The organism is Amycolatopsis tolypomycina, from assembly GCF_900105945.1.
GTDB lineage: Bacteria > Actinomycetota > Actinomycetes > Mycobacteriales > Pseudonocardiaceae > Amycolatopsis > Amycolatopsis tolypomycina.
In genome coordinates this window covers 40,231-64,554 of sequence record NZ_FNSO01000002.1, presented here as the reverse complement: position 1 = coordinate 64,554, position 24,324 = coordinate 40,231, and the positions used below count along the sequence as shown (strand labels likewise).

Annotated in this window: 23 protein-coding genes and 1 pseudogene; 16 read left to right on the top strand and 8 right to left on the bottom strand. The window is 72.7% G+C overall.

The features are described 5' to 3' along the window. Positions 1–17: 17 nt before the first annotated feature. Positions 18–932, bottom strand: a complete 915-nt coding sequence (locus tag BLW76_RS01845) for an EamA family transporter (RefSeq protein ID WP_091304119.1) — start codon at positions 930–932, stop codon at positions 18–20. 75 nt (positions 933–1,007) lie between these two features. On the opposite strand from BLW76_RS01845, the gene BLW76_RS01840 reads away from it, so the two are divergent. Continuing rightward, a complete protein-coding gene (locus tag BLW76_RS01840; protein ID WP_208613188.1) occupies positions 1,008–1,505 on the top strand; it encodes a MarR family winged helix-turn-helix transcriptional regulator in 498 nt (165 codons plus the stop codon). 20 nt (positions 1,506–1,525) lie between these two features. Here the strand turns inward: BLW76_RS01840 and BLW76_RS01835 are convergent, their stop codons facing one another. Continuing rightward, entirely contained in the window at positions 1,526–2,368 is an 843-nt protein-coding gene (locus tag BLW76_RS01835; protein ID WP_091304117.1) for an HARBI1 family protein, read from the bottom strand. 172 nt (positions 2,369–2,540) lie between these two features. Continuing rightward, positions 2,541–3,485, bottom strand: a complete 945-nt coding sequence (locus tag BLW76_RS01830) for an MBL fold metallo-hydrolase (RefSeq protein ID WP_091304116.1) — start codon at positions 3,483–3,485, stop codon at positions 2,541–2,543. A 337-nt stretch (positions 3,486–3,822) separates the two neighbouring features. Between BLW76_RS01830 and BLW76_RS01825 the strand changes: the two genes are divergently transcribed. From BLW76_RS01825 to BLW76_RS01810, 4 genes are read left to right on the top strand one after another with little or no spacing between them, the layout of a single operon-like run. Further along, a complete protein-coding gene (locus tag BLW76_RS01825; protein WP_091304115.1) occupies positions 3,823–4,299 on the top strand; it encodes a PTS sugar transporter subunit IIB in 477 nt (158 codons plus the stop codon). 6 nt (positions 4,300–4,305) lie between these two features. Beyond that, positions 4,306–5,925: a PTS system mannose/fructose/sorbose family transporter subunit IID gene (locus tag BLW76_RS01820; RefSeq protein ID WP_091304114.1), complete on the top strand. Its 1,620-nt coding sequence runs from the start codon at positions 4,306–4,308 to the stop codon at positions 5,923–5,925. 9 nt (positions 5,926–5,934) lie between these two features. Next, on the top strand, positions 5,935–6,324 hold the full coding sequence (locus BLW76_RS01815; protein ID WP_091304113.1) for a PTS sugar transporter subunit IIA: 390 nt from the start codon (positions 5,935–5,937) through the stop codon (positions 6,322–6,324). Then, a complete protein-coding gene (locus tag BLW76_RS01810; protein ID WP_091304112.1) occupies positions 6,321–7,631 on the top strand; it encodes a hypothetical protein in 1,311 nt (436 codons plus the stop codon). The genes BLW76_RS01815 and BLW76_RS01810 overlap by 4 nt, the downstream gene beginning before the upstream one ends. Here BLW76_RS01810 and BLW76_RS01805 read toward each other — a convergent pair. The 4 genes from BLW76_RS01805 to BLW76_RS01790 all read right to left on the bottom strand — a co-directional run bounded on the left by BLW76_RS01805 (position 7,618) and on the right by BLW76_RS01790 (position 13,129). Then, positions 7,618–8,388 carry a hypothetical protein gene (locus tag BLW76_RS01805; RefSeq protein WP_091304111.1) on the bottom strand — a complete coding sequence of 257 codons (771 nt, stop codon included), beginning with the start codon at positions 8,386–8,388 and terminating at the stop codon, positions 7,618–7,620. The two genes, BLW76_RS01810 and BLW76_RS01805, sit on opposite strands and share 14 nt — an antisense overlap. A gap of 62 nt (positions 8,389–8,450) precedes the next feature. After that, positions 8,451–9,221, bottom strand: coding sequence for a GntR family transcriptional regulator (locus tag BLW76_RS01800; protein ID WP_091304110.1), 771 nt, complete (start codon positions 9,219–9,221; stop codon positions 8,451–8,453). 250 nt (positions 9,222–9,471) lie between these two features. Further along, complete coding sequence (locus BLW76_RS01795; protein ID WP_143060527.1) at positions 9,472–9,918, bottom strand: hypothetical protein; 447 nt, start codon at positions 9,916–9,918, stop codon at positions 9,472–9,474. Between the two features lie 136 nt (positions 9,919–10,054). Then, positions 10,055–13,129, bottom strand: a complete 3,075-nt coding sequence (locus tag BLW76_RS01790) for an AfsR/SARP family transcriptional regulator (protein ID WP_091304108.1) — start codon at positions 13,127–13,129, stop codon at positions 10,055–10,057. Between the two features lie 84 nt (positions 13,130–13,213). On the opposite strand from BLW76_RS01790, the gene BLW76_RS01785 reads away from it, so the two are divergent. From BLW76_RS01785 to BLW76_RS01775, 3 genes are all read left to right on the top strand, one after another. Continuing rightward, positions 13,214–13,831: a thioesterase II family protein gene (locus tag BLW76_RS01785; protein WP_091304107.1), complete on the top strand. Its 618-nt coding sequence runs from the start codon at positions 13,214–13,216 to the stop codon at positions 13,829–13,831. Between the two features lie 199 nt (positions 13,832–14,030). Continuing rightward, the gene (locus BLW76_RS49100; protein ID WP_208613187.1) at positions 14,031–14,207 is read left to right on the top strand and encodes a hypothetical protein; all 177 of its coding nucleotides are present in this window, start codon (positions 14,031–14,033) and stop codon (positions 14,205–14,207) included. Positions 14,208–14,337: 130 nt separating this feature from the next. Continuing rightward, positions 14,338–15,594, top strand: a complete 1,257-nt coding sequence (locus BLW76_RS01775) for an MFS transporter (RefSeq protein WP_091304106.1) — start codon at positions 14,338–14,340, stop codon at positions 15,592–15,594. 164 nt (positions 15,595–15,758) lie between these two features. Here the strand turns inward: BLW76_RS01775 and BLW76_RS01770 are convergent, their stop codons facing one another. After that, entirely contained in the window at positions 15,759–16,478 is a 720-nt protein-coding gene (locus BLW76_RS01770) for a TetR/AcrR family transcriptional regulator (RefSeq protein WP_091304105.1), read from the bottom strand. A 120-nt stretch (positions 16,479–16,598) separates the two neighbouring features. Between BLW76_RS01770 and BLW76_RS50650 the strand changes: the two are divergent. The 8 genes and pseudogenes from BLW76_RS50650 to BLW76_RS01735 form a co-directional block, all read left to right on the top strand. Then, a pseudogene (locus tag BLW76_RS50650) lies at positions 16,599–16,943 on the top strand (serine hydrolase domain-containing protein); the annotation flags it as partial. Positions 16,944–17,014: 71 nt separating this feature from the next. After that, the gene (locus tag BLW76_RS01765) at positions 17,015–17,974 is read left to right on the top strand and encodes a serine hydrolase domain-containing protein (RefSeq protein WP_341866461.1); all 960 of its coding nucleotides are present in this window, start codon (positions 17,015–17,017) and stop codon (positions 17,972–17,974) included. A 323-nt stretch (positions 17,975–18,297) separates the two neighbouring features. Next, positions 18,298–19,284, top strand: coding sequence for an ABC transporter substrate-binding protein (locus tag BLW76_RS01760; RefSeq protein ID WP_091304104.1), 987 nt, complete (start codon positions 18,298–18,300; stop codon positions 19,282–19,284). Between the two features lie 215 nt (positions 19,285–19,499). After that, positions 19,500–20,291 (top strand): ABC transporter ATP-binding protein, encoded by a 792-nt coding sequence (locus BLW76_RS01755; RefSeq protein ID WP_091304103.1) that lies wholly within the window; start codon positions 19,500–19,502, stop codon positions 20,289–20,291. Continuing rightward, positions 20,284–20,991 (top strand): ABC transporter ATP-binding protein, encoded by a 708-nt coding sequence (locus tag BLW76_RS01750; RefSeq protein ID WP_091304102.1) that lies wholly within the window; start codon positions 20,284–20,286, stop codon positions 20,989–20,991. Before BLW76_RS01755 ends, BLW76_RS01750 begins: the two co-directional genes overlap by 8 nt. A gap of 47 nt (positions 20,992–21,038) precedes the next feature. Then, positions 21,039–21,890, top strand: coding sequence for a branched-chain amino acid ABC transporter permease (locus tag BLW76_RS01745; protein ID WP_091304101.1), 852 nt, complete (start codon positions 21,039–21,041; stop codon positions 21,888–21,890). Next, complete coding sequence (locus BLW76_RS01740; RefSeq protein WP_091304100.1) at positions 21,887–22,963, top strand: branched-chain amino acid ABC transporter permease; 1,077 nt, start codon at positions 21,887–21,889, stop codon at positions 22,961–22,963. Before BLW76_RS01745 ends, BLW76_RS01740 begins: the two co-directional genes overlap by 4 nt. Next, entirely contained in the window at positions 22,950–24,266 is a 1,317-nt protein-coding gene (locus BLW76_RS01735) for an ABC transporter substrate-binding protein (RefSeq protein WP_091304099.1), read from the top strand. Before BLW76_RS01740 ends, BLW76_RS01735 begins: the two co-directional genes overlap by 14 nt. Positions 24,267–24,324: the final 58 nt, after the last annotated feature.

Below are 24,324 nucleotides of genomic sequence, written 5' to 3'. Positions count from 1 at the left end.
CGATGATCGCAAGTTGTTCAGACCATTTCAGCGTCGGTGGCCCGGCGAGGAGTTGTCAAAGGCTGATAATTATCAGCCCCCGTCCGGCCCAACGGCCGCCGCCCCGCGGCCACGACGGCGGCGAGCACGATCACGGCGCCCAGTAGCTGCCACGCCGTCAGCCGCTGGCCGAGCACGAGCCAGCCGAGCAGGGTGGCCACGACCGGGCTCAGCAGCCCGAGGAACGTCACGTGGGTCGCCGGCAGGGCGCGGATCCCGCGGAACCACAGGGCGTAGGCGAACGCGGCGCCGATCAGCGCGAGGTAGGCGTAGCCGGCGAGGTTCGCGCCGGACAGCGACGCGGGCGGCGCGCCTTCGACGGCCAGCGCGACGGGTACGAGGACGAGGCCGCCCGCGACGAGCTGCCAGCCGGTCGTGGCCAGCAGGGGAGCGGGGGACGTCCAGCGCTTGCTCAGCACGACGCCGAAGGCCATCACGACCGCGCCCCCGGCCGCGGCGGCGACGCCGATCGCGTCGAGGCGGGCGCTGGACTGCAGGACCAGCAGGCTGACGCCGACGACCCCGGCGACGCCCGCGAGCACGGTGCGCCGGGTCAGGCGTTCGCCGAGCAGGCCGGTGGACAGGCCGGCGACGAGCAGCGGCTGCAGGGCGCCGAGGGTGGCGGCGACCCCGCCGGGCAGCCGGTAGGCGGCGACGAACAGCAGGGCGAGGAAGGCGCCGATGTTCAGCGTGCCGAGCACGAGCGACCGCCACCACCAGTCGCCCTTCGGCAGCCGGCGGGTGAGCGCGACCAGCAGCAGGCCGGCGGGCAGCGCCCGGATGACGGCGGCGAGCAGCGGGCGGTCGGGCGGCAGGAACTCGGTGGTGACGAGGTAGGTGGTGCCCCAGATGGCCGGGGCGAGGGCGGTGAGGAGGAGCTGTTTGTTTAGCACTAAGGCAGATTACCTCAGTGCTAAGGTAAATGGCCAATGCTCACTTACCGCTAAGGCATCCGTTACCCTGTGCCGATGGCCGACCACGTGGACCGGGTGCTGGCGCAGTGGCACGCCGAGCGCCCCGACCTCGACGTCTCCCCGATGGCGGTGATCGGCCGCCTGTCCCGGCTGAGCGCGCTGGTCGACGCGGAGCTGCGCCGCACGTTCGCCCGCCACGGCCTGGACCGCGCGACGTTCGACGTCCTCGCGACCCTGCGCCGCAGCGGTCCGCCGTACCGGCTGACGCCGACGGAGCTGATGCGCTCGGCGATGGTGACGTCCGGGGCGATCACCCAGCGGCTCGACAAGATGGAGGCGCGCGGGCTGGTGGCGCGCACGCCGAACGAGGCGGACGGTCGCGGCGTCCGGGTGCGGCTCACCGAGGCGGGCGGGGAGCTGATCGACCGCGCGCTACCGGACCACGTGGAGACCGAGCACCGCATCCTGGCGGCGTTGGCCCCCGGCGAGCGCGACGAGCTGGCGGCGACCCTGCGAACGCTCCTGGAGAGCCTCGGCGGCGCCGGGTCCTAAAGCGCCCCAATGAGGTTTTCTCAGTAGCGGCCGTGGTGTTCGTGGTGGGTGAGGACGAGGGCTGCTTGGACGATGTGGCCGATGCGGTGGGGGCAGAGGCTGATGTGGGTCAACGCTCGCCAGCGGGTTTTGAGGAGTGCCATGGCGCGTTCACCCAGGGCCCGGGCCCGGGCGTGCAGCAGGTTGTGGACCCGTTGCCGGGCGTTGAGGGGTGGTTGACCTGCGGTTTTCTTGAACGGGGTGAGGATGCCGATCCCGGCGGCGTGGTAGGCCTTGTCGGCCAGAGTTCTCAGGCCCTGACCTGCAGCGGCGGTCAACGCGCCGACGATTCCGTGGTCGCGGGCGGCGGAGAGGTCGTTGCGGGAGCCGGGCAGCACCGCCGAGACCCACAGCGGGAACCCGTCCGGGCTGGCCAGGAACTGGATGTTCCCGCCGAAGGCGCGGTGCTTGCCCGAGTACCACAGGTGCACGATCCGGCCACGGTTCTTACCTTTGGTTTTGATCGTGGTCGCCGCGACCCGGTCACACGGGATCAGGGTGCCGTCCAGGATCACGTGTGTGTCACCTCGGGTGTGGCGCTCGCGCAGGACCTGATGCAGGTCCGGGGCCTGGGCGGCGAGGGCGGTGATCGCTTCGTGCAGGTAGCGGTAGGCGGTGGCGACGCTGATGCGATGGTCGGCCGCCAGCCGGTGCAGGGGGGTGGCGTCGCGGAACCAGCGCAGCACCAGCACCGCCTGCCAGTACGGGGTCAACGCGCGCCGGCCCCGGCGGGTGCCACGCCGCCGACGCTCGGTGTGCAGGACACGGGCAACGAACCAGACCAGTTCACGCGCCACATCGAGGGTGGCACCATAATGGATCACGTGGGGCCTCTGGAACTCTAGGATTCGATCTTCGCAAATCCAGTCCTACCAGGGGCCCCACGCCTCATCCCACGCCAACACGCCCACCCGAGCCCAGCCCTACTGAGAAAACCTCAATGTGGCGTTCGGTGCGTTGGACGCAACCAACGCCACATTGGGGCGCTTGGTGCGGCTAGGAGATCCGCCGGGCCGGCTCGCTCCCGAGCAGGGAATCCAGGTCGATCCGGCCGCCCGCCGCGGCCAGGACCGCGTCGATCGCCAGGTCGACGTCCAGTTTGCGGCCGTGCTGGTCGGCGTACGCGCGCATCAGGTTGCCGATGTGCCGCTCCGGGTTGCGCCACGACGGCCAGCGCAGCGACGCCTGCTTCGCCAGCTTCGTGAAGTTCGACTGGCGCACCGTCGCCTCCAGCAGCCACTCCAGGTAGCCGCGCATCGCGTGGATCGCCGGGTGTGCCGGCGTCGCCACCGGGCCGTGGCCGGGGACCACCGTGCGCGGGCGGAAGGTGTCCTGGAGCCAGTCGAGCGCGTCGAGCCAGCCGGGGATCGAGCCGTGGACCGCCATCGGGGTGTCGCCGATGTACACGAGGTCGCCGGTGAACAGCGTGCTCGACCGCGGTTCGTGCACCACCAGGTCGCCCGCCGTGTGCGCGACGCCCGGCACCGCCACGACGTCGACCGTCGCGCCGCCCAGGTCCAGCTCGTGCCGGCCGGTCACCGGGCGGACCGCCTCCGGCGCGGGCGGCTCCAGCGCGCCCCAGCGGGTGTAGGTGAAGACGTTGCCGTACGTCTGGGGGCCGGCCTTCACCTGGTCGAGGCTGCCCGGCGCGGCCAGTGCGGTCCCGCCGTCACGCAGGGCGACGCCCAGTCCGTTGTGGTGCTCCCCGTGCGCGTGCGTGATGACGACCGTGAGCTCCTGCTCGCCGGCGTACTTGCGGACGTCGCGCAGCAGCTCCAGGGTCGCCTGCTCGGTGCCGCAGGTGTCGATCAGCGCGACGCCCTCGGTGCCCTGGATCCAGCCGCTGTTCGCGACGAACCACTCGGCCGGGCTCTTCACGTACGCCACCACGCCGGGCCGCGCGTGCCGGAGCGGGACGATGTTCGATCTGACGGCCGGCATGCTTTCCTCCCCTGAACGGACGATGCGGTTAACGACGGTGACCGGGTGAGGTTGCGCGGTTTCTCCCGGAATGTTCCGGACAATTTCGGTCGGCTGACCGGTCGAGAATTTTTCGGATTTCGCCGTGCTCCGGGTCTTGACAGTCGATCACGTCGGTCCATACTGGTATATACCTTTATGGGAGGGTCCGGGAGAAAATCCAGGGGGACTTCGCGCTCGTGGGCCGACGGAAGGTCTGAGGGGTCCTTCCGTCGGCCGCGCGAAGGCCGGTCACCGGCAGTGTTGACACAGATACTGGTACGAACCAGTATGTCTCCTGCCGTCCGGGAGGAGAACTATGGCGGGGGCACACGTCCGGATCGACAACCGGCTGATCCACGGGCAGGTCACCCTCGCGTGGACCCGCCGCCTCGGCGTACGCCGCCTGATCGTCTGCAACGACGAGGTCGCCGCCGACGAACTGCAGCGGATGCTGCTCCCGCAGGCCGCCCGCGGGCTGCCCACGGACGTGCTCACGGTCGAGGCCACCCTGGCCGCCGAGGCCGGCGCGGACGTCATGATCATCGCCAAGCACCCCGGCGACGTCTTCCGCCTCGTCGAGGGCGGGCTGCGCCCCGAGCTCGTCAACGTCGGCAACGTCGCCCCCCGGCCGGGTGATTCCTACACCATGGTCACCCGTTCGGTCGCGGTCACCGCGGACGAGGCCGACGCCTACCGGAAGCTCGCCGTCGCCGGCGTCCCGCTGGTCACGCAGCTGCTGCCGCAGGACAAGCCCGCCGAATTCGTCCCGCTGCTCGACCGGAAAGGGCTTTAGCACCGCATGCTCGTCGCGCTGGCCCTGACCCTCTGGGCGATCTACTGCACGTACGACGGCCTCGGGCCGTTCCTCATCTACGCCCAGCGCCCGCTCATCGCCGGCTCGGTGGCCGGCCTGATCACCGGCCACCCGCTGCTCGGCCTGCTGATCGGCGCGACGCTGGAGCTGGCCGCCCTCGGCGTCTACACCTACGGCGGCGCCACCATCCCGGACTACCAGACCGGCGCGATCGTCGGCACCGCGCTGGCCGCGGGCGCCGCCGGCGACGCGGCCGCGCAGGCCGCGATCGGCATCGGCGTCGGGCTGCCGGCGGCGATCCTGCTCTCGGCGCTGGACCCGGTCGGCAAGATGGTCACCACCGCGCTGGTGCACCGGGCCGACGGCTACGCCGCCGACGGCAACGCCCGCGGCCTGGCGCTGATCCACTGGGTCAGCCTGGTCCCGTGGGTGGCGGTGCGCGCGGTCCCGACGTTCCTCGCCGCGCTCGCCGCGTCCGGCGGGCTCGTCAAGGACATCACCGCGAGCATCCCGGCCGGGTTCGTCCACGGCATGACACTGGCCGGCTCGCTGCTGCCCGCGGTCGGGTTCGCGCTGCTGCTCGGCATGATGGAGCTGTCGCGGTACTGGTACCTGCTGCTGATCGGGTTCGTCGGGTTCGCGTACCTGCACCTGCCGGTGCTGGGGATCGCGCTGATCGGCGTCGCGGTCGCGATGCTGTTCGTGACGCTGAAGCGCGACGAGCCGGCCATCGTCGTCCCCGAAGCCGCCGCCGACGAGTCCACAGTGGACCCGAGGCTGACGAAACAGGACCTGCGGCGGGTGTACCGCCGGTACTTCTGGTCGAGCCAGATCTCCTGGAACTACGAGCGGATGCAGGCGCTCGGCTTCGCGTATTCGATGGAGCCGGCACTGCGCCGGCTCTACCCGGAAAAGGCCGACTACGTCGCCGGCCTGCAGCGGCACCTGCAGTTCTTCAACACCTCGGTGCTCGTCGGCGGCCCGCTGATCCTCGGCTCCAGCGTCGCGCTCGAAGAAGCGGGGACGCCGAAGTCGGCGGCCAGCACCAAGATCGCGTTGATGGGGCCGATGGCCGGCATCGGCGACACCGTCGTCTTCGCGCTGTACAACAGCATCGTCTTCACCATGGGCGCGTCGTGGGCGCTGCAGGGCAACTGGCTCGGGCCCGTCTTCGCCGCCGTGATGGTGCTCGTGCCGTACGCGCTGATCCGGCGCTGGCAGTTCGGGTTCGCCTACCGCGAAGGGAAGCGGCTGGCCGGGCACCTCGCCGCCGGCGCGCTCGCGCGCGTCGCGCAGGGGGCGACCGTGCTCGGGTTCGTCGTCCTCGGCGGGTTCATCCCGTCGATCGTCAAGGTCGTCACCACGCTGACCTACCGGCAGACCACCACGGTCCAGGGGCAGCCGGTGACGCAGGCGGTGGCGATCCAGAACCAGCTCGACGAGCTGCTGCCGTTCCTGCTCCCGGTGCTCGTCACCGCCGGGGTCTACCTGCTGACGGTCAAGGCGCGGCTGCGGCCGGTCTGGATCATCGGCGTCGTCGTCGTGGCCGGGGTCGTCCTGGGGTGGCTCGGCTGGTTCGCGCCATCGGCCCCGGTGAAGAGTTAGGAGTCCGCCTTGTCCGTTCCGATCATCCTCGCCGGCCACGGCCGGCTGCCCTCCGGCGTCGGCGAGGCCGCCGAGATGATCCTCGGCCCGCAGTCGCGGCTGAAGGTCTGCGAGCTGAGCCCGCGCGACAGCCCGGACGAGTTCGGCGCCCGCGTGCTCGCGCTGGCCGGCGACGCCCCGGGCGTGCTCGTGCTCGCCGACCTGCACGGCGGTTCGCCGTTCAACGCCGTCCGCACGCTCGCCGCCGGGCACCCGCGCCTCCAGCTGGTCTCGGGGCTGAACCTGCCGATGCTGCTGGAAGTCCTGCTGCACACGACCGACGACGTCACCGAGCTGGCCGGGGTGGCGCGCGCCGCCGGCCGCGACGGCGTCGTCGACGTCCTGGAATCGACCTGGTGACCGCCGCGCTCCTGCTCGCCGCGCAAGACGTCCGGATCACGCCGGGGCCCGGGCACCCGCTCGGCGGCTACCTGGCCCGGCACGGCGTGGCGACCGGCACGCACGACGACCTCGAAGCGTCGCTGATCTGGCTGTCCACCGAGGACGACCCCGGTGTGGTGTGGGTGGCGCTGGACGCCCTCGCCGTCGACGCTCGCCTGACCCGCACCCTGGCCGACGCGGTCGCCGCGGCGGTCGGCATCGACCCGGACCGGGTGCTCGTCTGCGCGTCGCACACGCACTCCGGGCCCGAGGGCTGGACCGGCCCGCTGCACCCCGGCCTGCCGGGGCGGCGCGACGCCGGGCTGGTCGGCGGCATGGCGGAGAAGGTCACCAGTGCCGCGCTGCGGCTGCGGGCCTGCCGCGGCCGGGTCCGGGCCCGCTGGCACGCGGGGTCGACCGAAGCCGTCGGCAGCAACCGCTACCGGCCCGACGGGCCGCACGACACGTCGTTCGGCGTGCTCGAACTGCGGCACGACGACGGCAGGCCGGCCGCGCTGCTGTTCGACTACGCCAGCCACCCCACGGTGCTCGGCCCGGACAACCTCGCCTGGTCGGCGGACTGGCCGGGCGCGACCCGCCGCGAGCTGGCCACGCTGGTCGGCCAGCCGGTCGCGGCGTTCCTGCAGGGGGCGGCGGGCGACGCGAGCTCCCGGTTCGTCCGCCGCGGCCGCGACCACGCCGAGGTCCGCACGCTCGGCGGCCACCTCGCGACGTCGATCGCGCGCACGCTGACGGCGGTCTCGCCCCCGGCCGCGGCGGCCGGCCCGGTCCGGCTGACCCGGTCGACGCTGCACCTGCCCTACCGCGAGGTGCCCTCCCTCGAGACCAGCGTGGAGCTGCGCGACGCGGCGGAGGCGGCGTGGCAGCGCGAGCTGGCCTGCCACGGCGAGGACCACCCGGCGGTCCGGATCGCCCAGACCCGCTACGAGGGCTGCGCGATGCTGGCGACGATGGCGGCGGGCAGCAGGCCGACGGGCTGCGCCGAGGTGCCGGTCAGCGTGGTGTCGCTGGGGGAGATCGCCTGGCTGCACACGCCGTTCGAGCTGTTCGCGTCCCTGGGCCTGCGCATCCGCCGCGGCAGCCCGTTCCGCCACACCCGCGTGATCGGCTACACCGACGGGTACCTGGGCTACCTGCCGGACGCGGCGGGCCACCGGGACGGGATCTACGAGTCGTACGTGACGCTGTTCGAGCCGGAGGCCGCGGACGAGCTGGTGGAGCACTGCCTGAAGGTGCTGCGGGCGCACCAGGTCAGCCGCTGCTGAGCCGGCGGAGCGGATAGCCGTAGCGGAGCACGGTGACGCCGAGGACCCCGGCGCCGCCCAGCACGAAAGCCGCGGGAACCGCCGGGTCGACCTCTTCGGGCAGCATGGCGCGGACGAACCGGCCGCGATCGACGAGGACGGTGAGCCGCTCGCCCTCGGCGAACGTCACGTCCGCGTGCAGGTCGCCGAGCAGCAGGGTCGAGCCGTCGAGCAGGACGAGCCGATAGGTGCCACCGCCGTCCGCGGCGAGGCTCGCCCGCATGACTTGGGCCGGCACCGGTACGCCGCGATGGGTCAGGACCACCTCGGTCACCACGGCCGCGCCGCCCCAGAGCAGGCCGGAGAGGCCGAGCATGGCGAACAGCATCGGGAAGTAGTAGTCCTCTTTCGTCGTCCACCCACCCAGCCAGGACGCCGCCATCAGCACCAGCGCGAACCCGGTCAGGCCGAGGACCGAGAGCCCGGATCCGCCGTCTTCCCGTTCCTCGTGCGCGGACAGGACCGCGAGCACCGCGGCCGCCGTGAGGAAGGCGGCGAAGGTCAGCCGCCGGTGGAGTTTCACCCGCGGCGTGAGCAACCGCGCTTTCGGCACCTCCGGTGCGGGCCGCGGTGCCGGAGCCGGCTTCGGTCTCGGCTGCGGCGCCTGGGGCGTCGTCTTCCGCGGGCGGCGAGCGGACAGCGCCGTGACCGCCGCCGACGCCGTGAGGACGGCGGCGAGGGCCAGCCGTCTTCGGGTCTTCGTCTGCCGAGTCGCCATCGGGCCCCCTTGCGCCGTTTCCGCCAGCACGCGGGCCGGGCGCCGGGGGTTGCCTGCCGGACTCAGGTCGCCGGGCTGCGCCGCGCCTGCGTGAAGACGGTGTAGCGGTCGGCCCGGTACAGCGACCGGCCCGCTTCGATGACGCCGCCGTTCTGGTCGTGCAGGGTGCCCTCGATGATCAGGCACGGCTGGGTGGCTTCGATGCCGAGCAGGGCGGCGTCGTGGCTGTTGGGCAGGACCGCGGAGATCGCCGTGTCGTTCCACTCCGGGCGGACGCCCCAGCGTTCCTCGATCGTGCGGTGCAGGGACTGGGTTTCCCAGTCGAACAGCTCGATGTCCGGGAAGCGGTCGACGGACAGGTTGGTGCGCTCGACCGCGAACGGCTCGTCGTCGACGTAGCGGAGGCGTTCCAGCCGGAACACCCGGGCGCCCGGCGGCACGTTCAGCCGCCCGGCGATGCGCGGGCCGGCGCTCTCGACTTCGGCGTGCAGCACCTTCGTCTTCGGCACGACGCCGCGGGCCTGCATGTCCTCGGTGAACGAGGTCAGCATGTCGATGTGCGCCGCCTGGCGTTCGGCGGTGAAGGTGGCGGTGCCGTGCTGGCGGTAGAGGACGCCGTCCGCGACGAGGCGGTTGATCTCCTGCCGCACGGTGCCGCGGGCCACCTGGAAGTGCTCGGCGAGGAACCGTTCGGACGGCATGAGCCGCCCCGGCCCGGCCTCCGTGGCGACGCTTTCCAGGATTTCGCGCAGCTGGTCACCCTTCGGCCGCCCCGGCTGCAGCGCGTCCGGAAGGCGCAGATCGCTCGCGGCGACGTGTTTCGGACGGGGCATGCCTTCAGTATGTCGCGCCGCACGGACGGAGGTAACACCCGGCGGGGGACGCGGTGGCCGAGGTGGGGGAGGGAATCGGCGGGGATCGGGCGGTGGTGGCTGCGCGGCTGCGAAGGTGGTGGTGCCGGCGGGGCGGCCGCGCGGGATCCGCAGGTCGGACGCGTTCGGTGCCCGGTGGTGCCGGTGCGCCGGTCGCGAACACTGATCGGTCCGCTGCCGCCACGCCGGCCGCCGTTCCGCTCGTGAGCTGCTAGTCGAGGTGGCAGAACTCCTCTCCGCGTTTGACGAAGCAGTAGGCAAGGAGGCGTTCCTCGCCGGCGGGCAAGAGGCTGACCTGGACCATCGCGGCTCCGCCTGCCACGTCGGCCGTGAGCGGGATCTGCCGGGAAACGGGCCCGTTGCACACGGTGCTCGTGGTCCCGCGGTCCAGAGTGCCGCCGGTGACAGTGCGGAAGGCGTACGCCTGTCCCTTGCGGCACCCGGTGCTCAGGCCTCGAAGTTCACCGGTGATGGTGACCGACCGGTCGTAGAAATCGATCGTGCCGCGGTAGTAGGTCGCGCCGTAGGAAAGGTCGAACGAAGCCCGTTCGGCGGCAACCGCGCTCGGTGCCCCGACCACGGTCAACCCCGCGGCGACCATCAGCGTGGCCGCGACGGCAATTGCCCGCTTTGACGTCCGCCGGATGCGTGGACCCACCAAAACCTCCAGGAGAAGCAGCGCTCAAGTGCTCGTACGCCGGGATTTCCAGGCGTCGCACGATCACGTCCCGCCCACGGGGAAGGTTGAGCCGGAACCATCCGGTTCACCTGTTCGGACGAGCAGCCCGCGGCCCTTACCCCGTGGCGCGGTCGCCGAGCCGGGCGAGGAACTCCGCTGCCGATGCTTCACCCGTCACGTGCCCGACCGCGCCGTACAGCGTCTTCGACTCCCGGGCCGTTCCCGCCGCCAGCATCGACCGGCCCGCCGCCGCCTCGACCGCGGCCAAGCCCAGCAGTGCCTCCGCTTCGATCAAGCGGAATCCGCCCGTGCGGGCCGCGTCCAGGGCCGTTCGGGCGTGCTCGCCCGCCTCGGTCGCGCGGCCGCCCGCCGCCAAGACCCTGGCCAGCGTGGCCGCCGCCTCTGTCAGCTGGCCCTGCAAGCCCGACTCCGCCGTCAGTGCCCGGGCCTCGCGCAGGACTCGTTCCGCCGCGCCGAGGTCACCCCGGCTCTCCTCCGCCCGGCCCAGTGCGATCAGCGCCGCCGCTTCGACCTGGCGGTCGCCGTCGCGGCGGGCGCACGCCAGGGCCGCCTCGGCCGTCTCCGCCGCCGCTGTGGGGTCGCCGCTCGCCAGCCGGAGTGCGCTCACCACGTTCAGCGCCGTCGCCTCGCCGAAGCTGGAGCCGAGGTCGCGGAACGCCGCCAGCGCCTGGTCGAGGACCTCCCCGGACTCCGTCAGCCGCCCGGTGGCCAGCAGGACCCAGCCGAGGTCGGCCAGGTTGGCCGCCTCCCAGAACGCCAGGTCCTCCTTGCGGGCCAGCGCGATCGCCTCGACCAGGCAGTCCTCGGCCTGCTCGAGCCGGCCCAGCTGCCGGTAGTGGCAGCTCAGCGAGTTCAGCGCGAGCGCCTCACCCGACCGGTTGCCCAGCTCGCGGAACAGCTGGATCGCGCGGCGGCTGTGCTCGACGGCCTCCGACAGCCGGCCGGTCCACTCCAGCATCGCGCCGAGGTTCGCCACCGCCGTCGCCTCGCACTGCCGCCAGCCGCACGCCCGGCTGGCCAGCACCGCCTTCTCCGTGTGCCGGATGCCCGCCTCGTGCTGGCCCTCGCGGAAGTACGCGCCGCCGACGGACAGCTGGACCAGCGCCTCGGCGGGCTGGGCGCCGTGGTCCTGCGCCGCGCGCAGCACGATCGGGGCCAGCTCCAGCCACTCCGCGCGGCGGCCGTGGTCGTGGAAGAACCGCCGCAACGCGTCGGCGAGGTACCAGGCGCCGGGGTACGGCCCGCGCGCCGCCGCCTGCCGCAGGGCCGCCGACAGGTTGGGCACCTCGACGTCCAGCCAGGCCACCGCCGAAGCCGCGTCGGCGAAGGTGACCGGGCTCGGCGCCGAAGGCGCGTCCTCGCGGGGCAGCGCGACGATCCGCGCGCCCAGCAGCGCGACGGCGGCGTCCGCGGCCGCGCAGTAGCCGGTGAACAGCCGCTCCCACGCCGCCTCGCGTGCGGGTTCGTCCTCCTCGGCGCGGACGCACTGCTCGGCGTACCGGCGGGCGAGGTCGTGGAACCGGTAGCGGCGGGGCGCGTGCGCTTCGAGGAGGTTCGCCGCGATCAGCCCGCGCAGCCGCCGGGTCGCGTCCTCGGCAGGCACGGCCAGCAGGGCCGCCGCGGCGATCGCCGTGAAGTCTGGCCCCGGCACCAGCGCGAGCAGCCGGAACGCCTGCCGCAGCTCGGGCGCCAAGGCCTGGTAGGACACCGAAAACGCCTTGGCGACGGCGCTTTCGCCGTCGAAGCCGAGGTGGGCGAGCGGGTCGCCGCGCAGCTCGTCGACCAGCTCGCCGATGCTGGCGACGCCGGTGTTCGCCGCGGCGATCCGCAGCGCCAGCGGGTGGTGGCCGCAGAGGCGGGCCAGCTCGGCGGCGGCTTCCGGCTCGGCCGCGGTCCGGTCGCCGAGCAGGGTGCTCAGCAGGGCACGGGAGTCGGCCTCGCGCAGCTGCGCCAGGCCCAGCGACCGCGCGCCGACGCGGGCGACCAGCTCGTCGAGCCGGTGCCTGCTGGTCACCAGCACCCGGCCCGACGACGGCAGCAGCGGCAGCACCTGCGCCGTGTCGCGGGCGTTGTCCAGCACCACCAGAGCCTGCCGGTCGGCCAGCAGCGAGCGGTAGAGCTTGCTCTGGTCGTCGACGCCCGGCGGCACGTCCCGCAGGTCGACGCCGAGGGTGCGCAGCAGCTGCGCGAGCGCGGCGGCGGGGGTGAGGGGCTCGTCGTCGGCGTCGAAGCCGCGCAGGTTCACGTACAGCTGGCCATCCGCGTAGCGCGCCCGCGCGGTGTGGGCCCAGTGCACGGCCAGCGCGGTCTTGCCGACGCCGGCGGTGCCGGTGATCACCCAGACGTCGCCGGGTTCGTCGAGCGCGGCCAGCTCCGGCGCCCGGCCGGCGAAGCCGCGGACGTCCAGCGGCAGCTCGGCCGGCCGCGGCGGGGCCGGGGCGGCCGGGGCCGGTTCGCCTTCGCCGCGCAGGATCCGCATCCGCAGGTCCTGGAGGGCCTGGCCGGGCTCGATGCCGAGCTCTTCGACCAGCAGGTCGTGCGCCCGCGTGTACGTCTCCAGTGCTTCCGGGGTGCGGCCGCAGCGGTGCAGCGCGAGCATCAGCGCGGCCCGCAGGCGCTCGCGGAACGGGTACTCGTCGACGAGCCGCCGCAGTTCGCCGACCACCTCGCCGTGCCGGCCCGCGGCGAGCTCCTGCTCGTACAGTTCTTCGAGCGCGACGAGCCGGCGTTCGGCCAGCGCCGGGCCCTCGTGCTCGGCCAGCGCCTCGCTCACGCCGCCGAGCGGGGTGCCCTCCCACAGCGCCAGCGCGGCACGCAGGTGCGCGACGGCGTCCGCCCCGGAAGTGGCCCTGGCTTCGGCGACCGCGGCGTCGAACAGGTCGAGGTCGCGGTCGCCGGGCGCGACCTCGATGAGGTAACCGGGCGCGCGCCGCAGGATGACGTCGCGGCCGAGCAGCTTCCGCAGTTCCGAGATGTGCACCTGCAGCCGCCCGCGGACGCTCGGCGGCGCGTTTTCGCCCCAGGTCAGGTCGATGAGCCGGTCTTCGGAGACCACGCGCCCGGGGTTGAGCAGCAGCGCGGCGAGCACGGACGTCTGCTTCTGGCCGCCGGGGCGGATCTCGCCCGTGTCGCCGAGGACCGTGACCGGTCCGAGCAGGCGGTAGCGCAAAGGTACCCCCGGAAGACGGACCGAAGCGAAACGGAAGTGCTGTGCTCGACCCTAACCCCGGGCAAGAAGGAAGGGAGGCCACGGGTGGACAGAGACGACGCGCAGCGCCTGTTGTTCGTCTGCTTCCCGGACGCCGGGGAAGCCGCCGGCCGCTACCGCGCCTGGCGCGATCCGCGGATCGCCGTGCAGGTCGTGGAGCTGCCCGGGCGGGGCGATCGCCGGGAGGAGCACCCGTACCGCGACATGTGGCTGCTGGTCGAGGCCTTGGCCGCGGAGCTGGCCGACGTGCTCGAGAGCCCGCACGTGCTCTTCGGGGCCGGGCTCGGCGCCCTGGTCGCCTACCGGCTGGCTCAGCGGCGGGTGGCCGCGGGACTGGGGGTCTCGCGGGCACTCGTCGTGGCGCACCAGGCGCCGCCGTCGCGGGCGGCCAGGGCCGTGCCGGAGCAGGCGGAACGCGCCGACGTCAGCCTGCTGGCCAGCGACTCGCACCTGCCCGTGGCGCCGCCGCTGCCGTGCCCGATCCGCGGGTTCGGCGAGCCGCACGTGATGACCGGCTGGGGGGAGCACACCAGCGCGGGGTTCGTGCTCACGCCGGCGCGGGCGCAGGACAGCGCCGCCCTGCTGCGCGACGCTGTCCTGCGGTCGGCCTACCTGATCTCCGCCTTGGGCGTGCCGTCGGCGCCGAAGCTGACCGGGGCGTAGGCCGGGCCGGCGTCCTGGGTGAAGGCCGTGCCGATGACGGCCCGGGATGCGGCGGCGCTCATGTTCGACTCCTCTGGCTCGGGTGCTCGCGGCCGATGCTGCCCGGCGCGGCTTCCGAATCGCTTCCGTCGTCCTTTGTGGAGGATTCATTCCTCCCGGGGAATGGGCGCGCCGCGGCCGGGCGCGCAGGATCGCCGGCGTGGAAACCCTGGATGCCCGGACCCTGGCCGAGCGCTACATCGCCCTGTGGGTCGAACCCGACGAGCAGGTCCGCCGCGCGGAGATCCGCGCCCTGTGGGCGGCTGACGGCGCACACGTCCTCCTGACCCGGCGGAACTGGTCGAGGCGGCGGCCGGGCTCGGCTTCGACGGGCTGACCCTGGAGGCGCACGGCCACGCGGCGATCGAGCTGGGCGGCGGCTCGGAAGTCCCGCTGCTCGGGCCGGACGGGACCATCGTGCGGGACAGCATGTTCCCGCACTGACGCGGCATTGTATAAGCGCTGTTATGGTTCGCGGGGTGATCCGCGCCCTCGTCGACGTCACCCCGCTGCGCGTCTCCCCGCCGTTCCGGCGGCTGTGGCTGGGCCGGGTCTGCTCCGGCTTCGGCAGCCAGATGACCCTCGTCGCCGTGATGTTCCAGGTCTGGGAGCAGACCCGCAGCACGGTGTGGACCGGGGCGGTCGGGCTCGCGCAGGCGCTGCCGGTGATCGTGTTCGGGTTGTTCGCCGGCACGCTCGTGGACCGCGTCGACCGGCGGAAGTTCGCCCTGGTGGCCACGGCCGGGCAGGCGGCCTGCTCGGTGTTGCTTGCCGTGCAGGGCTTCCTCGGCGACGTGCCGGTGGTCGTCGTCCTGGGCCTGGTGGCGGCGCAGTCGTGTTTCGTCGCGGGCGGCGGGCCGGCGGCGCGGACGTTCATCCCGCGCCTGCTGCCACCGGAGCAGCTGCCGGCCGGGCTGGCGCTGAACCGGATCGCCTTCCAGGGCGCGATGCTGCTCGGCCCGGCGCTCGCCGGGCTCGTCCTGGGCAGGTTCGGCGTCGGCGGCTGCTACGTCGTCGACGCGCTGACGTTCGGCTTGGCGTTCTTCGGCGTGTTCGGCCTCCCGGAGATGCGCCCGGGCGGCGAGCCGTCACGGCCGGGACTGCGCGGCGTCCTCGACGGGCTCGCGTTCCTTGTGCGCACGCCGCTCGTCAGGGGCGCCCTGCTGACCGACCTCGCGATGACGGTGCTGTCGATGCCGATCAGCTTGTTCCCGCTGGTCAACGCCGAGCGGTTCGCCGGCAACCCGCACACGCTGGGCCTGTTCCTGTCGGCGGTGGCGGTCGGCGGCGTCGGGGCATCGGTGTTGTCGGGGACGTTCACCCGGCTGCCCCGGCCGGGCCGGGTGATGCTCGCGGGATCGGCGGCCTGGGGCGCGGCACTGGCGGCGTTCGGCCTGATCCCGAACCCGTGGCTGGGGCTGGCCTGCCTGGTCGTGGCGGGCGCGGCGGACACGGTGTCGGTGGTGTCCCGCAGCGCGCTGGTCCAGCTGGCCACCCCGGACGCCCTCCTGGGCCGGGTGGCGGCGGCGGAGCAGATCGTCGGCCAGGCGGGGCCGGACGTGGGCAACCTGCGCGGCGGCCTGGTGGCGGGGGTGACATCGGGGACGTTCGCGCTGGTGAGCGGAGGGGTGCTGGGGGTGCTGGCGGTGGCACTGGTCGGCGCGGCGACGCCCGGCCTGCGCCGGTTCGCGGTGCCCGCGGAGACGGCGGGGGCGGGGAAGTAGCCGGGCACGGGCCGTTGCGGTGGCCGCTTGCCGGGGGCTGCCTCTGACCTGCGCTGGCTCGCGGGTGCCCGCGAAGGCGGCGAGGGAGGGCGGCTCCGTGCGTTGCGGTGGTCGCTCGCCGGGCCCTGCCTCGTCTGCGCCGGGTCCCGCGGGTGCGATACCCGTCAGGCGAGGCGGGCGGCCAAGCCGTCCAGGACTCGGGCCAGGCCGTAGTGGAACGCGTCCTCGCGCTCCTCCTCCGCCTGCTGCTCCGCCGTGGCCAGCGCGTGCAGGCGCGGGTACGGCTTCGTCGCCTCGATCGCCGCCGGGCGGAGGGTGTTCAGCCACTCCTGCTCGGTTCGGCCGCTGCGGGTCAGCGTGGTCAGCCATGCTGCCTCCGTTGTGGCCGTGCCGATCACGTACGCCATCACCGTGCCCAGGGCGCGGTCCGCCTCCGGCAGGTCGAACCCGGCCGCCTCGAACAGGGCCAGCATCCGCTCGTTCAGCCGCATCACGTTCGGGCCCAGGTAGGACAGCCCGACCTGGCCCAGGACCGATGCCACCCACGGGTGCCTCAGCAGCACCGCGCGGGCGCTTCCGGCGCAGCCCGTCACCGCCGTGCGCCAGTCGCGGCCCCAGATGTCCGGGACCTCTATCTGGCCGTACACCTCGTCGACCACCAGCTCCAGCAGCTCGTCCTTGTTGGCCACGTGCCGGTACAGCGACGTCGCGCCGGCGTCCAGCCGCGCCCCGAGCTTCCGCATGCTCAGCGCCTCGATGCCTTCCGTGTCCAGCAGCTCCAGCGCCACCGCCACGATCTGCGCCCGGCTCAGCGCCGGCTGCTCCCGCCGCCGCTGCGGCCGCGTCCACACCGACGCCACCGGCTGCTGCTCCTCGACCGGCATCCGGCCTCCTCTCGTCCACCCGACACTCTAGCGCACGTTGTACGCCGATTGCGTACGGCGTCCGTGTCTGCGTACAGTGTGCGCAACGACGGAACACTGTACGCAGGAAGGGAACACCTCATGACTTTCGACTCCGCCCGCTGGCAGCACCGGCTCGACGAACTCCGCGCCGCGCACCACGTCCCGGGCGCCACGCTCGCCGTCCTCGCCGGCGGCGACGTCCACGAACTCGCCACCGGCGTGCTGCACCGCGGCACGGGCGTGGCCGCGACGCCCGATTCGCTGTTCCAGGTCGGCTCGATCACCAAGATCCACACCGCGACCCTCGTCATGCAGCTCGCCGAGGCGGGCCTGCTGGACCTCGACGCCCCGGTCCGGGCCGTGCTGCCGGACTTCACGGTCGCCGACGCGGCGGCGTCGGCCACCATCACCGCCCGGCAGCTGCTGTCCCACACAAGCGGTCTCACCTGCGACTTCACCCACGACACCGGCCGCGGCGACGACTGCCTCGCCGCGTACGTCGAGGCGGCGCCGACGTGCCGCTCGACTGTCCACCCGGGACGGCCATCTCCTACAGCAGCGTCGGCTACAACGTCCTCGGCCGGATCGTCGAAGTGGTCACCGGGCAGACCTGGGACGCCGCCCTGCGCGACCGGCTCTGCACGCCGCTCGGCCTGGCGCACACGGTGACGCTCCCCGAAGAGGCGCTCCGCTTCCGCGTCGCCATGGGCCACCTCGGCGCGCCGGGCACCGACCCCGACCCGGCGCCGGTGTGGAACCCGCTGCCGCGGTCGGCCGGGCCGTACGGCGGCGTCCTGTGCGCCACCGCGGCCGACGTCCTGCGCCTGGCCCGGATGCACCTCGACGGCGGCACCGCGCCCGACGGAACCCGGGTGCTGCGCCCGGAAACCGTCGCCGCGATGCGGCGGCGCGAGACCGGCTGTCCCGACAAGTGGACGGTCGACTCCGACGGCTGGGGCCTCGGCTGGACGCTCTACGACTGGGACGGCACCCCCGGCTTCGGCCACGACGGCGCCACGATCGGCCAGTACGGCTTCCTGCGCGTGGTCCCGGAAGCCGGGGTGGCGGTCGTGCTGCTGACCAACGGCGGCGGCGCGCGGCGGCTGTACTCGGACCTCTTCCGGGAGCTGCTCGGCGAGCTGGCCGGTGTCCGCGTGCCCGCGCCGTTCGGCCCGCCCGCGGAGCCGGTCGGGGCCCGCCTCGGCGAGCGGGCCGGCACCTACCGGCGGGAGGGCGTCGAGATCACCGTGGCGGAGCGCGACGGCGTCCCGCACCTGCGGTACGCGTTCGTCGACGGCATGGCCGGCCTGGCGCCGGCGATCGAGACCGACCTCGTCGCCGTGTCCGAGACGGTGTTCGCCGGGCGGGCCGACGGCGCCTTCAGCGACGACTGGCTGCCGGTCGTGTTCTCGGAGCTGACCGACGGCACCGGCTGCGTCTACGTCGGCATGCGGGCGACGCCGAAGATCGCCTGATCGCCTTTTCCGGCAGGCCGCAATTCCTTTTCCGGTATTCGAAGGTGTGTGCGCGTTTCTTTTCCCGAAGAGGGTCGGTTCAAGCGGAGGGTGACGTCGATGTCACGCTCCGCTTGAGATCATCCGGACTGATGTGCTGGGCCGGATGGCGGACTTCGATCACCCTCTGTGCCGGGTTTTCGTGGGTTTGTTTCCCGCGGTGATCATCGGTGCGGCAGGTTTCGGCAACGATTTGCGGACGCGGAAATCGTCATCTACAGTCCGCTGATCACGGCCGAACGAGCCGTAATCCGTGATTCCCGGAATCTTCCCCGAGGAGTGGCATGCCCCAACGCGCCTCGACCCGTCGGCTCGCAGTGCCCGCCCTGGTCGCCCTGGTCGCCGTCCTGCTGACCGGCTGCAGCCAGCTGAAGGGCTCGTCGACCGCCGGCGCCGTCGAAAAGCCGTCGATCCGGGTCGCGATCCTCACCACCGTCGACCTCGCGCCGCTGTGGCTGGCCCAGGAGGGCGGGTTCTTCAAAGCGGAGGGCCTCGAGGTGCAGACCGACGTCGGCGCCAGCGGCCAGGAGACGCTGAGCCGGATGACGAGCGGCCAGGACGACCTCGCGCTGTCCACCTACACCCTGTTCTTCCTGGCCAAGAGCAGCGGCGCCGCCGACGTCAAGCTGGTGACCGACGGGACGTCGGCGAGCCCGCGCAGCAACGAGGTCGTCACCGTGCCGAACTCGCCGGTGAAGACGATCAAGGACCTCGAAGGCAAGCGGATCGCCATCAGCTCGAAGAACGCCGCTTCGGACGTGCTGACCCGGTCGGTGATGCGCGACCACGGCGTCGACCCCGGCAAGGTGCAGTGGGTCCCGATGCCGCTGCCGGAGATGAGCGGCGCGCTCGCCCAGGGCCGGATCGACGCCGCCTACCAGCCGGAACCGTTCCTCACCCAGGCCGCCCGGACGGCCGGTGCCTACCCGGTGATCGACGCCGCCAGCGGCAGCACCCAGAACTTCCCGCTCACCGGCTACGGCGCCACCGCCAAGTGGGTCCAGGAGAACCCGAAGACGCTGAAGGCGTTCCAGCGCGCGATGCTCAACGCCACGCGCGCCGCGGTCGACCGGGCCCGGATCGAGCCGCTCGTCGTCCGCAACGCCAAGGTGGACCAGGACGTCGCCAGCCTGATGGTGATGCCCGCCTTCGGGTCTACTTTGGACGCCCGGCGCATCCAGCGGGTGCCCGACCTGCTGCAGCAGCTCGGTGTGGTCCAGACGAGGATCGACGCTTCGTCGATGATCGCGCCGCAGACCGGCACCGGCTGAGCCGGGGCCGGCCGCGAAAGGGCGGGTGCGCAACGCTGCGCACCCGCCCTTTTCCTGTGCCGCCAAGAACTTTCCCCACCGGCCCGGTACCGCGAAAGTTCCGGCCGGGTCCGGTTTCGGTGATTCGCACCTTGACACGATCGCCGTCGCGGCCCACCCTCTTCATACCGACCGCGCGGTACGGCCTTGTCCATATGCTGAGATCGGAGTCATCGATGACGCCTCCCGGCGAAGACTTGCTCGTGGTCGACGGCCTCACCGTGCGCTTCGGCGGTCTCACTGCCCTGCACGACGTCCACCTGAGCGTCGCCGCCGGCACCGTCGTCGGCGTCATCGGGCCCAACGGCGCGGGCAAGACGACGCTGTTCAACGTCGTCTGCGGCTTCGTCCGGCCCCAGGCGGGCCGCGTCGTGTGGCGCGGGCGGCCGCTGGTCCGCCACCGGCCGGAACACCTGGCCCGGCTCGGGATCGTCCGGACGTTGCAGGGGCTCGGCCTGTTCCCGGGGCTGACGGTGCTGGAGAACGTGATGGCCGGCGCGGGCCGTCACGCTCGGACCGGCCTGCTCCCCGCCCTCGCCGGCGCCGGGCGCTCGGCGCGCGACGAAGCCGAGCTCGCCGGCCGCGCCCGCGAAACCCTCGGCGAACTCGGGATCGCCGACCTCGCCGGCCGGCTGCCCGGCGTCCTGCCCTACGGCGTGCGGAAACGCGTGGCGCTCGCGCGGGCGCTGGTGGCCGAACCCGACCTGCTGCTGCTCGACGAACCGGCGAGCGGGCTGTCGGCCACCGAGCTCGTCGAGCTGTCGACGTTGATCGTCTCGCTGCGGCGGCAGATGGCGGTCGTGCTCGTGGAACACCACATGGACCTGGTCATGGAGGTCTGCGACCAGGTCGTGGTGCTGAACTTCGGCGAGGTGATCGCGGCCGGCCCGCCGGCGCGGATCCAGGCCGACCCCCGGGTGGCCGAGGCCTACCTCGGCGACCCCGCCGAGGAGGTGTCCGGTGCTTGAGATCGAAGACCTCTCCGTCGCCTACGGCCCGGTCCGCGCGCTCGACGGCGTCGGCATCACCGTCGAGCGCGGCGGGATCACCGCCGTGCTCGGGGCCAACGGCGCCGGCAAGACCACCCTGCTGCGCACGATCAGCGGCCTGCACCCCGCCCGCGAGGGCCGGATCACCTGGGACGGCACGGAACTCACCGGGCTGGCGCCGGACCGGATCGCGCGCGGCGGCGTCGCGCACGTGCCCGAAGGCGGCGGCGTCATCACCGAGCTCACCGTCGACGAAAACCTCCGGCTGGGCGCGCTCTGGCGGCGCGACCGCGCCGACCGGGCCGCCGCGCGCAAGGAGATGTACGAGCTCTTCCCCGCGCTGGAAGAACGTTCGGCGAAACCCGCCTCGACGCTCTCCGGCGGCGAGCGGCAGATGCTCGCCATCGGCCGGGCCCTGATGAGCAGGCCGGGGCTGCTGCTGCTCGACGAGCCTTCGCTCGGGCTCGCGCCGCTCATCACCGCCCGGATCATGGGCATCCTGCGTGACCTGCGGGCGTCCACCGGGCTCACGGTCGTGCTCGTCGAGCAGAACGCGCACTCCGCGCTGTCCATCGCCGACCGCGGGTACGTCCTCGCGCTCGGCCGGGTCGTGGCCGTCGACACCGCGGCGGAACTGCTGGCCGACGACGGCCTCCGCCACGCCTACCTGGGTTTCTGAGTCTTCCGCGGGTTTCTGACCGTCCACAATGGAGGTGCCGGTCCGGTATGCAGGACTTCTTCGACCTGACCCTCGGCGGGATCTCGGCCGGCGCGGTGTACGCGGCGCTCGGGCTCGCCCTGGTCATCATCTACCGGGCCACCAGGGTGGTGAACTTCGCGCAACCCGCCCTCGCCCTGATCTCGACCTACCTCGCGTACTCGGTGACGAAGGCGACCGGCAGCTACTGGCTGGGGTTCGCCGTCGCGATCGTCGCCGGGACCGTGCTGGGGGTCGCCACCGAACGGCTGCTCATCCGGCCGCTGCGGCACCGCTCCGAGCTCAGCTCGATCATCGTGACCCTCGGGCTCCTGCTGGTGCTGCAGGCGATCGCGGGGATGATCTGGTCCAACGAGCCGCTGGCGTTCCCGTACGCCTTCGACTTCCGCGGCCGGTTCTCCGCCAACGACCTGTTCGTCGTCCTCGTCGTGCTCGCGATCGCCGCGCTGGTGCTGGTGGTGTTCAAGTACACGCCGCTGGGCCTGCGGATGCGGGCGGCCGCGTTCGCCCCGGAAGTGGCGAGGACGCTCGGGGTGCGGGTCGGGCTGATGCTCACCGCGGGCTGGGGCCTGGCCGCCGCCGTCGGCTCGCTGGCCGGCCTGCTGGCCACCCCGCCGTTCCTCTTCCCGAACGTGCTGGACGGCGTCTTCGTCTACGCGCTCACCGCGGCGGTGCTCGGCGGCCTCGACAACCCGCTGGGCACCATCGCCGGCGGGTTCGTCCTCGGTGTCGGACTGTCCTATGTGTCCGGCTACTTCGGACCGGAGATGGTGACGATCGCCGCGCTGGCCATCCTGGTGGTCGTGCTGACGCTGCGGCCCAGCGGGCTGTTCGGCCGGGCCAAGGTGAGGCGGGTATGAGCGTGCGCACGGAACCGGTGAAAACCACGGCAACGCCGGTGAAGCAGCGCCGCACGCTGCCGCCGCTGCTCCTCCACGTGCTCGCCGCGCTGGGCGCGCTCGTCGTGGTCGTGCTGCTGACCCTGGTCACCGACGAGTTCACCAACCTGCGGATCGCGACCATCGGCTACTACCTCATCGCGGTCGCCGGGCTGACCCTCCTGACCGGCCTCACCGGCCAGGTTTCCCTGGGCCACGGCGCGTTCATGTTCATCGGCGCCTACACGGTGGCGCTGCTGGTGAAGCACGTGCCGACGTTCCCGCTGTGGGCCGACCTGCTGCTGGCGTCGGCCGCGGGCGGGCTCGCCGGGCTGCTGGCGGGGGCCGCGGCGGCCCGGCTGCACGGCCCGTACCTCGCCGGGGCGACCCTCGCCCTGGCCGTCGGCCTGCCCGCACTGACCCGGAAGTTCCCCGACTTCCTCGGCGGCAGCAACGGGCTGAACTTCACCGTCCACAGCAGACCGTCCGCGGTGGTCGGCGTCGTCCCGGAACTGCGCTGGCAGACCTGGATCGTCTGGCTCAGCGTGCTGCTCGCGCTGGTGCTGGTGGTGAACATCGTCCGCGGCCGGCTCGGGCGGGACTTCCGCGCGGTCCGCGACGACGAGGTCGCCGCCGCGCTGAGCGGGATCGCCGTCGGGCGCACGAAGATCCTCGCGTTCCTGGTCAGCGCGGTCTGCGGCGGGCTCGCCGGTGGCCTGCAGGCGTTCCTGCTCGGCACCGCCGCGCCCGGCTCGTTCACCCCGGCGCTGTCGCTGAGCCTGCTGGCCGCGGTGGTGCTGGGCGGGCTCGGCTCGCTCTGGGGCGCGCTGTGGGGCGCGGTCGCCCTCGTGTACTTCCAGGCCTGGTCCGAGGACCTCGCCGACGTCCTGCACCTGAACACCGACGTGGCCAACAACCTGCCGCTCGCGGTGTACGGCGTGATCCTCATCGTCGTCGTGCTCGCCTTCCCGCGGGGCATCCAGGGCGGTTTCGAAAAGCTGCGCGGACTTCTCCGCCGACCCGCCGAAAAGAAGGAGAACCATGAGAACCACTAGGTACGGCGCGGGGTTCCTCGCCCTCGCCTTGGCGCTGACCGCGTGCGGCGGCGCGGGGGAGAGCGACGGCGGCGGGCAGCAGGCCGCCACCGACTCGGCCGTCGGCGTCACCAAAGACACTGTCGTCATCGGCACCCACCAGCCGCTCACCGGCCCGGCCGCGCCCGGGTACAGCAAGATCTCCGCCGGGGCCCGCGCGGTGTACCAGGCGATCAACGACGGCGGCGGGATCAACGGCCGCAAGATCGACTACAAGGTGGAGGACGACGGCTACAACCCGACGAAGACCGTCGAGGTCGTCAAGAAGCTCGTCCTGCAGGACAAGGTCTTCGCGATCGTCGGCGGCCTGGGGACGCCGACGCACTCGAAGGTCGTCGACTACCTGAACTCCGAAGGCGTGCCCGACCTGCTGGTGTCGTCGGGCGCGCTCGCCTGGGACAACCCGCAGAAGGCGCCGATGACCTTCGGGTACCAGGTGGACTACACCCGGGAAGGCAAGATCCAGGGCAAGTACGTCAAGGACACCTTCGCGGGCAAGAAGGTCGGCTACTTCACGCAGAACGACGACGTCGGCCGCGACACCCAGGCCGGGCTCGACCAGTTCGTCAAGGACCAGGTCGTCGTCAAGCAGGGCTACGACAGCGCCAACACCGACGTGACGCCGCAGCTGTCGGCGCTCAAGGCGGCCGGCGCCGAGGTCGTCGTCTGCGCGTGCATCCCGGCGTTCACCGCGCTGGCGATCCTGGCCGCGGCGAAGATCGGGTACAAGCCGCAGTTCGTGGTCAGCAGCATCGGCGCGGACCCGGCGACGCTGTCCGGGCTGCTGCAGGACTTCGCCAAGCGCGGCGGCGCCAGCGTCTCCAGCGGGCAGCTGCTGGCCGGGCTGATCGGCACCGGGTACCTGCCGGACGTGGCCCAGACGTCGGACCCGTGGGTGGCCTACTTCAAGGGCGTCCACGACAAGTACATCCCGAAGGAGCCGTTCACCAACACCGTCCTGTTCGGCATGGTGCAGGCCTACACGTTCGGACAGGCGCTCAAGGCGGCCGGCCCGGATCCGACGCGGCAGAAGGTCGTCGACGCGATGAGCTCGGGCTCGTTGAAGGGGCCTGGCCTGACGCCGTTCGGGTTCTCGAAGGACTCGCACGCCGGCTACACGGGCGCGTACGTGTTCAAGATCAACCCGGACGTGACGACGACGGTGGTCCAGCCACCCGCCGTGACCGACCGCGGGACGGGCGCGATCACGCCGTACGCCGGTGAGCGGGCCACTCCGGAGCAGGTCAACCTGGTGAGCAAGTGACGACCGGGCCGGCTCGTGGGCGCCGCGGGCCGGCCCGTCCGCTCACATAGGGTGGCGA

Bases quoted from the DNA above. Each gene is read 5' to 3' on its own strand.
- BLW76_RS01805 (WP_091304111.1), bottom strand. From the start codon at position 8,388: ATGGCGACTCGGCAGACGAAGACCCGAAGACGGCTGGCCCTCGCCGCC.
- BLW76_RS01800 (WP_091304110.1), bottom strand. From the start codon at position 9,221: ATGCCCCGTCCGAAACACGTCGCCGCGAGCGATCTGCGCCTTCCGGAC.
- BLW76_RS01745 (WP_091304101.1), top strand. From the start codon at position 21,039: ATGCAGGACTTCTTCGACCTGACCCTCGGCGGGATCTCGGCCGGCGCG.
- BLW76_RS01760 (WP_091304104.1), top strand. From the start codon at position 18,298: ATGCCCCAACGCGCCTCGACCCGTCGGCTCGCAGTGCCCGCCCTGGTC.
- BLW76_RS01770 (WP_091304105.1), bottom strand. From the start codon at position 16,478: ATGCCGGTCGAGGAGCAGCAGCCGGTGGCGTCGGTGTGGACGCGGCCG.
- BLW76_RS01740 (WP_091304100.1), top strand. From the start codon at position 21,887: ATGAGCGTGCGCACGGAACCGGTGAAAACCACGGCAACGCCGGTGAAG.
- BLW76_RS01840 (WP_208613188.1), top strand. From the start codon at position 1,008: ATGGCCGACCACGTGGACCGGGTGCTGGCGCAGTGGCACGCCGAGCGC.
- BLW76_RS01775 (WP_091304106.1), top strand. From the start codon at position 14,338: ATGGTTCGCGGGGTGATCCGCGCCCTCGTCGACGTCACCCCGCTGCGC.
- BLW76_RS01830 (WP_091304116.1), bottom strand. From the start codon at position 3,485: ATGCCGGCCGTCAGATCGAACATCGTCCCGCTCCGGCACGCGCGGCCC.
- BLW76_RS01820 (WP_091304114.1), top strand. From the start codon at position 4,306: ATGCTCGTCGCGCTGGCCCTGACCCTCTGGGCGATCTACTGCACGTAC.
- BLW76_RS01735 (WP_091304099.1), top strand. From the start codon at position 22,950: ATGAGAACCACTAGGTACGGCGCGGGGTTCCTCGCCCTCGCCTTGGCG.
- BLW76_RS01825 (WP_091304115.1), top strand. From the start codon at position 3,823: ATGGCGGGGGCACACGTCCGGATCGACAACCGGCTGATCCACGGGCAG.
- BLW76_RS01755 (WP_091304103.1), top strand. From the start codon at position 19,500: ATGACGCCTCCCGGCGAAGACTTGCTCGTGGTCGACGGCCTCACCGTG.